The 11,759-nt window shown below is 54.9% G+C and carries 11 protein-coding genes and 1 pseudogene; 8 read left to right on the top strand and 4 right to left on the bottom strand.

Going from position 1 to position 11,759, the window contains the following annotated elements; translation table 11 throughout:
• Together JKK62_RS06915 and JKK62_RS06910 are read left to right on the top strand one after the other, a co-directional pair.
• Positions 1-265, top strand: a pseudogene (locus JKK62_RS06915) (methionine--tRNA ligase); the annotation flags it as partial.
• A gap of 108 nt (positions 266-373) precedes the next feature.
• Complete coding sequence (locus tag JKK62_RS06910; RefSeq protein WP_201427284.1) at positions 374-1,138, top strand: TatD family hydrolase; 765 nt, start codon at positions 374-376, stop codon at positions 1,136-1,138.
• A 207-nt stretch (positions 1,139-1,345) separates the two neighbouring features.
• Here the strand turns inward: JKK62_RS06910 and JKK62_RS06905 are convergent, their stop codons facing one another.
• Both JKK62_RS06905 and JKK62_RS06900 read right to left on the bottom strand, forming a co-directional pair.
• Positions 1,346-2,923 (bottom strand): sensor histidine kinase, encoded by a 1,578-nt coding sequence (locus tag JKK62_RS06905; protein WP_243411780.1) that lies wholly within the window; start codon positions 2,921-2,923, stop codon positions 1,346-1,348.
• Positions 2,907-3,587 (bottom strand): response regulator transcription factor, encoded by a 681-nt coding sequence (locus tag JKK62_RS06900; protein WP_201427283.1) that lies wholly within the window; start codon positions 3,585-3,587, stop codon positions 2,907-2,909. Before JKK62_RS06900 ends, JKK62_RS06905 begins: the two co-directional genes overlap by 17 nt.
• Before the next feature lie 168 nt (positions 3,588-3,755).
• On the opposite strand from JKK62_RS06900, the gene JKK62_RS06895 reads away from it, so the two are divergent.
• The 5 genes from JKK62_RS06895 to upp all read left to right on the top strand — a co-directional run bounded on the left by JKK62_RS06895 (position 3,756) and on the right by upp (position 8,676).
• A complete protein-coding gene (locus JKK62_RS06895) occupies positions 3,756-4,604 on the top strand; it encodes a fumarate hydratase (protein ID WP_201427282.1) in 849 nt (282 codons plus the stop codon).
• A gap of 137 nt (positions 4,605-4,741) precedes the next feature.
• A complete protein-coding gene (locus tag JKK62_RS06890; RefSeq protein ID WP_330054479.1) occupies positions 4,742-5,374 on the top strand; it encodes a Fe-S-containing hydro-lyase in 633 nt (210 codons plus the stop codon).
• A gap of 270 nt (positions 5,375-5,644) precedes the next feature.
• On the top strand, positions 5,645-6,688 hold the full coding sequence (locus tag JKK62_RS06885) for a D-alanine--D-alanine ligase family protein (protein ID WP_201427280.1): 1,044 nt from the start codon (positions 5,645-5,647) through the stop codon (positions 6,686-6,688).
• A gap of 9 nt (positions 6,689-6,697) precedes the next feature.
• Positions 6,698-8,047: a UDP-N-acetylmuramoyl-tripeptide--D-alanyl-D-alanine ligase gene (locus JKK62_RS06880; protein ID WP_201427279.1), complete on the top strand. Its 1,350-nt coding sequence runs from the start codon at positions 6,698-6,700 to the stop codon at positions 8,045-8,047.
• Positions 8,048-8,049: 2 nt separating this feature from the next.
• Complete coding sequence (gene upp, locus JKK62_RS06875) at positions 8,050-8,676, top strand: uracil phosphoribosyltransferase (protein ID WP_201427278.1); 627 nt, start codon at positions 8,050-8,052, stop codon at positions 8,674-8,676.
• Between the two features lie 138 nt (positions 8,677-8,814).
• Here the strand turns inward: upp and JKK62_RS06870 are convergent, their stop codons facing one another.
• Positions 8,815-9,534, bottom strand: a complete 720-nt coding sequence (locus tag JKK62_RS06870) for an NAD-dependent protein deacylase (protein ID WP_436286301.1) — start codon at positions 9,532-9,534, stop codon at positions 8,815-8,817.
• A 106-nt stretch (positions 9,535-9,640) separates the two neighbouring features.
• Here JKK62_RS06870 and JKK62_RS06865 point away from each other — a divergent pair, with 106 nt between their 5' ends.
• A complete protein-coding gene (locus JKK62_RS06865; protein WP_201427276.1) occupies positions 9,641-10,021 on the top strand; it encodes a C-GCAxxG-C-C family protein in 381 nt (126 codons plus the stop codon).
• A gap of 58 nt (positions 10,022-10,079) precedes the next feature.
• Here JKK62_RS06865 and ilvB read toward each other — a convergent pair whose 3' ends face one another.
• Entirely contained in the window at positions 10,080-11,747 is a 1,668-nt protein-coding gene (gene ilvB / locus JKK62_RS06860) for a biosynthetic-type acetolactate synthase large subunit (RefSeq protein ID WP_201427275.1), read from the bottom strand.
• Between the last annotated feature and the right edge of the window lie 12 nt (positions 11,748-11,759).

Below are 11,759 nucleotides of genomic sequence, written 5' to 3'. Positions count from 1 at the left end.
GGTGAAGAAGTCCAAAAAGCTGCTCAAGTTCACTATCTTTGACGGAGCCGACGAGCGCACCATCGTGAGCGGCATCGCGATGTTCTATCAGCCCGAGGAGCTGGTAGGCAAAAAGATTTTGTTCGTATCGAACCTCAAGCCCGTAAAGCTCTGCGGCGTTGAAAGCCACGGAATGATCCTCTCCGCCGTTGAGGGCGAGGGCAAGGACGAGAAGCTTCAGGTGCTCACAATAGACGGTATGCCCGCAGGCGCGAAAATATGTTAAGGAGAGAAAGTTGTTAGCAGGTAGTTGGGCAGTAGGCAGTTGGCCGGGAGTTCGATCTAAGCTGACGCATACTGCCAACTGCCAACTACTAACCACCGAATAAATACTATGAACAATATCTTCGACTCGCACGCACATTACGACGACGGCTGGTTCGACGAGGACAGAGACGCGCTGCTCGGCTCGCTTCCCGAAAAGGGAGTGTGCGGCGTTGTGAACAACTCCGTCGATATCGAAAACGCAAAGCGCGTTATCGCAATGGCGGAGAAGTACGGCTTCATGTACGCGGCTGTCGGGGTGCACCCCGAGAACCTCGAGAACCTGCCCGGCGATTACCTCGATCAGATCGCGGAGCTGACAAAACACCCGAAGGTGGTGGCTGTAGGCGAAACGGGTCTTGACTACCACTGGGATATTCCGCGCGAGCTGCAAAAGCGCGTGTTTGAGGAACAGCTAAAGCTTTCGCTCGACCTCAAAATGCCGATAATCGTTCACGACAGAGAGGCTCACGGCGACGTATTCGACCTGCTGCGCAGGTACCGCCCGAACGCTCTTGTCCACTGCTTTTCGGGCAGCGTCGAGCTGATGAGAGAGGCGGTGCGCATGGGGATGTACATCAGCTTAGGCGGCGTTGTCACGTTCAAAAACGCGCGTCACAGCGTTGAGGTCGCGTCGGAGATACCGCTCGACAGGCTGCTGCTCGAAACCGACGCGCCGTACATGGCGCCGGTGCCGTTTCGCGGAAAGCGCTGCGACAGCTCGATGATAATCTTTGCCGCTGAAAAAATCGCTCAGCTCAGAGATATGACGGCGCAGCAGGTGCTCGACATCACCGCCGAAAACGCAAAGCGGTTTTACTCGATTGAAAATTAAACGTATAAATCAACAGGACGGCTCAAACGAACCGTCCTGATTTTTTGATTTAAAGGCTCCTTTAGTAAAGAAGCTGTCAGCGCAGCTGACTGAGGATTTATGCACCGCGCTGTCCGTAACCGCCGATTTTGTTGTTATTAACAAACGCTGTGTTTTATCGGGAGATGTTCTCCAAGTGCGGATAACACCTGCCGTGTAAATCCTCCGTCACGGCGCAAACGCCGTGCCACCTCCATTACCAAGGGAGGCTTTTTCCGTTCTTTCGATTTTGATCTCGAACCAGAACGTGCTGCCCTTGCCGAGGGCAGACCTTACGCCGTAGCGCGCGTTGTGGGCGTCGAGAATGCTCTTTACGATAGAGAGTCCCAAGCCCGAACCTATCACGCCGCGCCTGTGCTCCTTGTCGACCTTGTAGTAGCGCTCCCAGATGTACTCGAGCTTGTCGGCGGGAATGCCCTCGCCGTGGTCGGTCACCTCTATCAGCGCCTTGCCCTTGCTTACGGTCTGGGTGACGATGACGGTCTTGTCCTCGCCGACGTGGTTGACCGCGTTGTTCACAAGATTATATACAACCTGCGAGATACGCAGCTCGTCGGCGTTGATGTAGACGTTCTCCTTTGCCTCGAAGATGATGTTGTAGCCGTCCTGTTCAACGAGCTTTGAGTAGCGGCTGAAAATCTCGCGGATGCTGTCGGTAAGGCAGAATTCCTTTTTCTCAGCCTGCAATGCGCCCGACTGCAGCTTTGAGAGGTCGAGAAGGTCGTTGACGAGGGTCGAAAGGCGCGTTGCCTCGTCGATAATTATCTGAATATTTTCGGGCGTGTTCTCGCCGGGCAGGTCGCGCATGACCTCGCCGTAGCCCGTTATCATCGTAAGCGGAGTGCGCAGATCGTGCGAGATGTTCGCAATCAGCTCGCGCTGCAGCTTTTCGGTTGCGGCAAGCTCGGTTTTGGCGTAGTTGAGGGTGCCGTTAAGCTCCTCTACCTCGAGATAACCGCGCGCGTTGAAGTCGACCTCGTAGTTCTTTTTCGCAAGCTCCTTGGCGGCGCTGTTGGTCTTGGAGATAGGCCGCGCGATACGCATGCTCGCAAAGAGCGAGAAGATGACCGAAAGAATGATGTACGCGATAGATACCCACAAAAGCTGACCCTGGATAATGTCGAGGGTGTTGCTCAGCGGCGTTATCGACGAGGTGACGAGCAGGAACATCTCCTCGCCGTCGGGCTTTGCGGCTATGGCGGCGTAGACCATGTTTTCAACGTTGTCGGTAGTGCTCGACTTGTAGTGCACCTCGGGCGCTGCGCTGTCGCCGGACGCTCCCGAAAACGCGTTGCGCAGGTTCTCGATTTTCTGCCGCGCGATATCGGCGACGGAGTTTGAGTCCACCGTCATGTAGGTGCCGCCGTTTTGCCTTGCGAGGAGGTAGTAGGAATTGATCTCGTGGGTCTCGACGCTGAGTCTTGCGACGGGATTGTCGTAGTTTATCTCGTAAATCGGCGAGGCAAAGCCCAGCACCGACTCGGTGCCGTAAACGCTGACGGTCAGCGAATTGTAGCTTGCAACGTTGTCGATAGTCGTCCAGATGTTCTTGTTCTGCTCAATAGCCTTTACTATCCTCTCGGCGCTCTGCTGAACGCTCTTTGACTTTTTGGTGGTGTAGTAGGGCTTCAGCAAAAAGCTCTGGAACACCCACAGCAGCACAAGGATTATCGCGCCGAATAGCAGAAAGTACGCCAGCAGCTTGAAGTGAAGCGTGGCAGGACGCCGTTTAAACAACCTCTTCAAAGCGGTAGCCAACTCCTCTCAGAGTCACAATGCACTTGCTGTACGCGCCGAGGCTTTTGCGAAGCAGCTTGATGTGGGTGTCGAGGGTGCGCTCGTCGCCGAAGAAGTCGTAACCCCAGACCTCGCTTATCAGGCTCTCGCGTGTGAGCGCAAGACCCTTGTTGCGCACCATGTAAAACAGCAGCTCGTATTCCTTTGGCGTCATTTCAACGCGTGCGCCGTCGACGGTGACGATTCGCGCCGAGAAGTCGATGACAAGTCCCTTGAAGGTGTAAACGTCGCGCTTCTGCTCCTCGGCGCCGCCGCCCGAACGCTTGATGACCGCCGCGACGCGCATCATAAGCTCCTTGGGCGAGAAGGGCTTTACGACGTAGTCGTCCGAGCCGAGCTCAAAGCCGTGGATCTTGTCGTATTCCTCGCCGCGCGCAGAGAGCATGATGATAGGCGACGAACAGAATTTGCGTATCTCGCGGCAGGCTGAAAAACCGTCGAGCTCGGGCATCATAACGTCCATGATAATGAGGTCGTATTTGTTTTTGCGGCAGACCTCTATCGCCTGCATACCGTCTACCGCCTCGGCAACCTCGTAGCCCTCAAACTCGGCGTATTTTCTGATAATCTGACGAATGCGGTATTCGTCGTCAACAACTAATATTTTAGGCATATTAACGTTCTCCTTTTCGCAGTTTTGGGTTCTGCCATCTTTATATCACATAAATGTGACAGAAATATGTATACTCACAGTTATTATATCATAAATTTATCAGTATTGAAATAGTTTCAAAAATAATTTATAATAGTATAGGCTATATATACCGAAAGGATTGATACTATGGAATTCCGCGCGATTTCCGCCGAAGAGATCACCTCGGCTGTGAAAAAGCTTTTTACGGACTGCAACTACTTTATCGGCAGCGACATTCTCTGCGCGCTCAGCAAAGCCCGCGATAACGAGAAATCGCCCGTTGGCAAAAGCGTTCTCTCGCAGATAATCGAGAACGACCGCATTGCCGCCGAGGAGGAAATTCCGCTCTGTCAGGATACCGGCATGGCTGTGCTCTTTGTCGAGTACGGCGACAAGGTCTGCGTCGACGGAGATTTTGACGAGGCTGTCACAGAGGGCGTGCGTCAGGCGTACCGCGACGGCTACCTGCGCAAGAGCGTTGTAAGCGACCCTGTTTTCGACCGCGTCAACACCAAGGACAACACGCCGGCTATTATCCACACCAAGATCGTCAGGGGCGACAAGATACGCATCACAGCAGGCGGCAAGGGCTTCGGCAGCGAGAACATGTCCGCGATAAAAATGCTCACCCCGTCCTACGGCGTTGAGGGCGTAAAGCAGTTTATTCTCGACACCGTATTCAAGGCAGGACCGAACCCGTGTCCTCCGATAGTTGTCGGCGTGGGAATAGGCGGCACCTTTGAACGCGCGGCTCAGCTCGCGAAAAAGGCGACCTTCCGCGCGATAGACACCTCAAACCCCGATCCGAGATACGCCGCTCTGGAGGATGAGCTGCTCGGCGAGATAAACAAGATGGGCTTCGGACCCGCGGGACTCGGCGGCAGCACAACCGCTCTCGGCGTTAATATAGAAACCTCGCCGACCCACATCGCCGGAATGCCCGTTGCGGTAAACATCTGCTGCCACGCGGCGCGCCACGCAAGCGTTGAAATTTAAGAGTTAAGAGCGGAGAGTTGAGAGTTAAGTGAATGTCGCACGGAAAGAGCGGCTTTTCGGATAAATCGGTGCCCGACTGAATAAGTATTGGCTTGATTTTTCAAACAAAACGTTTCCTCAATCAATATAAATCGGGTGTGGGCAGAGCCCGCCATTCACTCCACTCTCAACTCTTAACTCTCCACTCTCAAAAAAGCTCTGAAATAAAGGAGAAAAATATGACCAAAAGGATTACACTTCCGATCACAGAAGAGGCAATAGCGGATTTACACGCAGGCGACAGCGTGCTGCTGACGGGAACCATTCTCACAGGACGCGACGCCGCACACAAGCGCCTGTATGAGCTTATCGAAAAGGGCGAGCCGCTGCCCGTAGACATAAAGGGCGAGCTTATCTACTACGTAGGACCCGCGCCTGCAAAGCCCGGCTACGCTGTAGGACCCGCAGGACCCACATCGAGCTACCGCATGGACAAATACGCGCCGTCGCTGCTCGACCTCGGATTAAAGGGCATGATCGGCAAGGGCGCGAGAAACAGGGACGTTATCGACGCGATAGTCCGCAACAAATGCGTATACCTCGTCGCGATAGGCGGAGCTGCCGCGCTGATCGCAAAGAGCATCAAAAAGGAAGAGCTTCTCTGCTACGAGGACTTGGGCACCGAAGCGGTAAGGCGCTACACGGTCGAGGACTTCCCGTGCATAGTCGCGATAGACAGCGAGGGCAACAACGTTTACGAAACCGAACCGGTTAAGTACAGAGAAGATTGATTCTCCTCACAAAGCCTCCCCTTAAGGGGAGGTGGCTCGGCGATTAAGCCGAGTCGGAAGGGTGGGTTCGGAAGATGATACTTTATCAAATTCCGATAGTAAGGAAACGAATCCGCCTTTGTCCACCACCCTTCAGTCGCCTTTGGGCGACAGCTCCCCTCAAGGGGAGCCTTTAAAGTGTGCTCTCAAAAAAGCACTTGATTTAAATTTTTAAAAATATTATAATAAAGGTTGAATAACTTTACAAACAAACCTTCGGAGGGATATTTTATGAGAATAGTCGTTCTGGCAGGCGGCACAAGCACCGAACGCGACGTGTCTATTTCATCGGGTATTTTGGTTGCGGCGGCTCTCAGAGAAAAGGGTCACGAGGTAGTGCTGCTCGACGTATTCAAGGGTTATGAGCGCGACATCTGCGACGTTTACGCGCTGTTCAAGCAAAACTACAGCTTCACCGACTCAATCAAGGTCGGCGAAACGATTTCCGATATCGACGAGCTTAAAGAGGAAAGACGCGACAAATCAAACCGCTACCTCGGCGAAAACGTGATCGACATCTGCAGCTATGCCGACATCATCTTCCTCGCGCTTCACGGCGGCGCAGGCGAAAACGGTCAGATTCAGGCTACTCTCGATTTGCTCGGTCTCAAGTACACCGGCTCGCCGTACCTCGGCTCCGCCCTCGCGATGAACAAGGGCATCACAAAGAGCGTGCTCATTCAGAAGCATATCCTCACCCCCATGGGCGAGATCTACAAGTCTGCCGACGACGCAAAGGCTTGGGATAAGTTCCCCTGCGTTGTAAAGCCCTGCTCGGGCGGCTCGAGCGTCGGCATCACCATCGCTCAGAACGCAGACGAGTACAAGGAATCCGTCGCCGAGGCGTTCAGCTACGGCGAGGATGAGATCGTCGTTGAGGAGTATATCACGGGCAGAGAGTTCTCTGTCGGTCTGCTCGGCGGCAAGGCGCTTCCTCCGATCGAGATCATTCCAAACGAAGGCTTCTACGACTACAAAACAAAATATCAGGCAGGCACAGCGCGCGACGTTTGTCCTGCCGACATCACCGCCGACGAGGACAAAACTCTCAGAGAGGCTGCCGTCGCGACCTACAACGCGCTTCACCTCGAGAGCTACGCGAGAGTCGACTTTATCCTCACCGCGGACGGCAAGGCTTACTGCCTTGAGGCGAACACCCTGCCCGGCATGACGCCCACCAGCCTTCTTCCTCAGGAAGCAAAGGTCGAGGGTATCTCCTACGCCGACCTCTGCGAGCAGATCATCAACATTTCGATGGATAAATACAAGAAATAAGGTGGAACCATGAAGCCTTTTACTCTACAGGAAATCGCCGCTGCCTGCGGCGGTACATACGTCGGCAGCGACGAAATGAAGTCCGCTGTCATCACCTCCGTTGAGCGCGACAGCCGCATGATTAAGGACGGCTCGCTTTTCCTCGCGATAAAGGGAGGACGAGTCGACGGCCACGATTTCATCAATAAATGCTACGAGAGCGGCGCGGTCTGCGCGATCTGCGAAAAGGCTCCCGAAAACGCCGAAAAGCCGTATATCCTCGTTCCGTCAACTCTCGACGCGGTAAAGAAAATCGGCAAGGCGTACCGCGAGAAATTCGACATCCCGATAGTGGGCGTGTCGGGCAGCGTGGGCAAGACCTCCACAAAGGAAATGCTCTACGCCGTTCTCTCGCAGAAATTCAAGACCCACAAAACTCAGGGCAACCTCAACAACGAATTAGGCGTGCCGCTGACCCTGCTCTCGATGCCCGAGGACGCAGAGGCTGCGGTTATCGAGATGGGCATTTCTGGCTTCGGCGAGATGACAAGGCTGACCGAGATGGTTCAGCCCACCTTCTGCGTGCTGACGATCATCGGCTGCTGCCACCTCGAAAACCTCGGCGACCGCGACGGCGTTCTCAAGGCTAAAACCGAGATGTTCAAGTCCGCACGCGATAACGCCGAATATATCTTAAACGGCGACGACGACAAGCTCGTTACCGTGACCGAGGTAAACGGCAAAAAGCCCGTGTTCTTCGGAATAAGCGAAAAGAATCCGTATCACGCGGAAAACATAGAAAACAACGGCGAGGGCGGCGTAAGCTGCGACCTCTGCTTTGACGGCAAAAGGCTGCACGTGGTCATTCCGGCGATCGGCACCTACATGGTATCAAACGCGCTCGCTGCGGCGGCTGTGGGCAATCTGCTCGGCATGACCGACGACGAGATAATCCGCGGCGTTGAGGCGTTCAAGACCGTAGGCAGCCGCGCCAACGTTATCAACACCGCAAGGCTCAAGATCATCGACGACTGCTACAACGCGAACCCCACCTCGGTTCAGGCGTCGATCGACACTCTCGTCAACCTGACGGGAAGAAAGGTCGCCATTCTCGGCGACATGAAGGAGCTTGGCAGCGAGGAGCTTGCCCTCCACTACAGCACGGGCAAATACGCCAAGGACAAGGGCGTTGACCTCGTGCTCAGCGTCGGACCGCTCGCAAAGGAGCTGGCAAAAGGCGCGGACGGATTATGGTATGCCGGCATAGAGGCGATCTGCGCAGAGCTGCCGCAGCTGCTCAAAAGCGGCGACACGGTGCTCGTAAAGGCGTCGCACTCCATGCAGTTTGAAAAAATAACGGAATTTTTGAAGGAGTTTTGATTATGTCAGTATCGTATATGACGCACCCTCTTATCAAGCACAAAATCACCCTTATCCGCAGGGAGACCACAGGCACGAACGAGTTCCGCAAAATCATCGAGGAAATCGCGATGCTCATGGGCTACGAGGCTCTCGCCGACCTGCCCACCACGGACGTCGAGGTCAAGACCCCGATCGAAACCACGATCCAGCCCGTTATCGACGGCAAAAAGCTCGCGGTAGTTCCGATCCTCCGCGCAGGACTTGGCATGGTAAACGGCATTCTCGCGCTCGTACCCTCCGCAAAGGTGGGCCACATCGGTCTTTACCGCGACCCCGAAACCCATCAGCCTCACGAGTATTACTGCAAGCTGCCCGACAGCATTGAGGAACGCCAGATCGTCGTAGTCGACCCGATGCTCGCGACAGGCGACTCGGCTGTTGACACGGTAACGATGATAAAGCAGCACGGCGGCAAAAAGATAAAGTTCATGTCGATCATCGCGGCTCCCGAGGGAGTAAGCGCGCTGATGAAGGCTCACCCCGACATTCAGCTCTACGTCGGCTGTCTTGACCGCCAGCTCAACGAAAACGCCTACATCTGCCCGGGTCTCGGCGACGCCGGCGACAGAATCTTCGGCACTATTTAAACGCAAAAAAGCTCCCGACGGGAGCTTTTTTCAGTGTGGAGAGTTTAGAGTGGAAAGTGTAGTGAATACAATATAAATCGGGTGCGGGCAGCGCCCGCCGTTCACTCAACTCTCAACTCTCCGCTCTTAACTCTATTCCTAAACTTTCAGCTGACCCAGAATCTCTCCGACCTTGTCGTGGAAAACCAAGTCGGCATGGGAGTCAAAGGGAGTAGCGTCGCGGTTTATCAGAACGATTGTGTTTCCTCTGAAATAGCGAATGAATCCCGCGGCAGGATAAACCGTCAGGCTTGTTCCGGCGATGATCAGCGTGTCGGCGGTCTGAATGGCGTTCAGCGCGCCCGTAACCACACTGTCGTTTAAGCCTTCCTCGTAGAGCACAACGTCGGGCTTGATCACTCCGCCGCACTCACAGCGCGGAATGCACTCGGAATTTTTGATGAACTCCGCCGAATAGAACTTGCGGCAGTTGCGGCAGTAGTTGCGCAGCACGCTTCCGTGAAGCTCGTAAACGCGCCTGCTGCCTGCCGCCTGATGCAGCCCGTCGATATTCTGGGTGACGACGGCTGAGAGCTTGCCTGCCCTTTCAAGCTCAGCGAGCTTTAGGTGAGCCTTGTTGGGCTTCTTGTCAAGACAGAGCATTTTGTCGCGGTAAAAGCGGTAAAACTCCTCTGTCTTTTTCATAAAGAAGGTGTGGCTGAGAATCTCCTCGGGCGGATAGTCGTACTTCTGGTTGTACAGTCCGTCGACGCTGCGGAAATCGGGGATTCCGCTCTCGGTGCTCACTCCCGCGCCGCCGAAAAACACTATGCTTTTGCTTTCGTCAATAACCTTTTGCAGCTCCTCTACAGTTGCCAATTTCATCACTCCTCAGTGCTTTTTTATTATATTTTAGCGCGTTGAAATCGCGTTGTCAATATGGACAAGCGAGGTCTTTTGTGCTAAAATGAAGTCGGTGATGAATATGACGAAAGGCGAAATCGCAAAAAACAATTTTCAAAACGGCTGCAACTGCGCACAGGCGGTGCTGCTGGCTTTCTGCGAGGACTACGGCATGGAACGCGAAACGGCTCTGACGATCGCCGCCGGCTTTGGTTCGGGCATGGCAGGTCTGCGCGAAACCTGCGGAACCGTTACCGGCGCAAACATGGTGATCGGTCTTGCCAAGGGCAAAAACCGCATGGAAGCAAACCGCACCTTCCGTGAGTTTGCAGACCGCTTCCGCGAAAAGAACGGTTCCCTCGTTTGCAAGGAGCTTCTCGCGGCGCGTATAAAAACAAGACTTACCTGCGCGGATTTATGTTACGACGCAGGCAGCCTGCTCGAGGAAATCCTCGCAAAATAAGCAAAAGCCTCCCATCTGTCCGGGAGGCTTTAATATTTTAAATTACTGATCTACGGCACTACATCTCGGTAACGATCTCGTTGATCGTCTTTCCCGGAGGGATCATCGGGAGGACGTTATCGTCGGGACTGATCACGCAGTCGATAACGACGGGACCGTTGAGCTCCATAGCCTTGCGGATAGCAGGCTCTATCTCGGCGTCGCAGGTCACGCGCATGCCGGTAACGCCGAACGCCTCCGCGAGCTTAACAAAGTCGGTGGCTCTGTGAGGGTCGGTCTGCGAGAAGCGGCTGCCGTAAAAGAGCTTCTGCCACTGACGAACCATGCCGAGAACGGAGTTGTTCATAATCAGCACGATCACGGGCAGATTGTAGGACTTGAGGGTGACAAGCTCGTTGAGGTTCATGTGGAAGCTGCCGTCGCCGGTAAAGAGGAACACGCGCTTGTCGGGGTTGGCTATCTGAGCTCCGATCGACGCGCCCATGCCGAAGCCCATCGTACCCATTCCGCCCGAGGTGAGCAGAGTGCGCTGATTCTCGATTTTCGCGAACTGGGCAACCCACATCTGGTGCTGACCCACGTCGGTCGCGATGATGTCGCTGTCTGCCTTGAGCCTGTTCACCGCGTTGATGATATCCTGAGGCTGAGGGTATTCGTCGTTATAAAGCTCCACGTCGTCGAAGTGGTGCTTCCAGACCTCGATCTGCTCAAGCCATTCGGAGTGCTCAAGCTGATCCATTCCTGCCGCGAGAGCTGTGAGGCTCGCCTTGAGGTCGCCGAGGACGTACTCGTCAACATGGACGTTTTTATTGATCTCGCGCTCGTCGATTTCGAGCTGAACGATCTTAGCCTGCTCGCCGAACTTCTCTCTGTCGCCGGCAACGCGGTCAGAAAAACGCGCGCCGCAGGAGATCATGAGGTCGCACTCGGCGGTGACCATTCCGGTTTCGTAGCCGCCGTGCATGCCGATGTTGCCGACGCAGAGGCGGTGAGACGCGGGAATCGCGCCGAGAGCCATGAGCGAACAGCAAACGGGAGCGTCGATCAGCTCGGCAAAGGCTACGAACTCGTCGCAGGCGTCCGCGCTGAGAATACCGCCGCCGGCGTAGATCATCGGGCGCTTGGCGTTTGCGATAAGCTTCTGGATCCTGCGGATGCTCTCGGGATTTTTTATCTGAATAAGCTCGGGAAGCTCAGGCTCCTGAGGCTCGTAATCGGTGGTCTGGGCGGTGAGGTTCTTGGGAACGTCGAGAAGAACCGGACCCTTTCTGCCGTGGTTGGCAAGCGAAAACGCCTTGCGGATAGTGGGCGCAAGATCCTCTACGCGCTCGACAAGGAAGCTCGCCTTGGTGATGGGCTTAACGATGTTGACGATGTCTACCTCCTGAAAGCTGTCGCGGCCGAGCTGGTCGGTGTTGACGTTGGCGGTGATGGCAACCATCGGGATAGAGTCGATATTCGCGGTGGCAAGACCCGTTACGATATTGGTCGCGCCTGGACCCGAGGTGGTGAGCACAACGCCGGTTTTGCCGGTTGAACGGGCATAGCCGTCAGCCGCGTGAGAAGCGCCCTGTTCGTGGGCGGTCAGGATGTGACGGATTTTGTCGCTGTATTTGTAAAGCGCGTCGTATGTATTGAGAGCCGCGCCGCCGGGATAGCCGAACACGGTGTCTACGCCGTGCTCGAGCAGACATTCGCAGATGATTTCCGCGCCTGTTAACTTCATAAATATAACCCC

The organism is Ruminococcus difficilis, from assembly GCF_016680995.1.
Note: the sequence above shows the minus strand (reverse complement) of the source record. Positions and strands in the feature narration are given on the sequence as shown.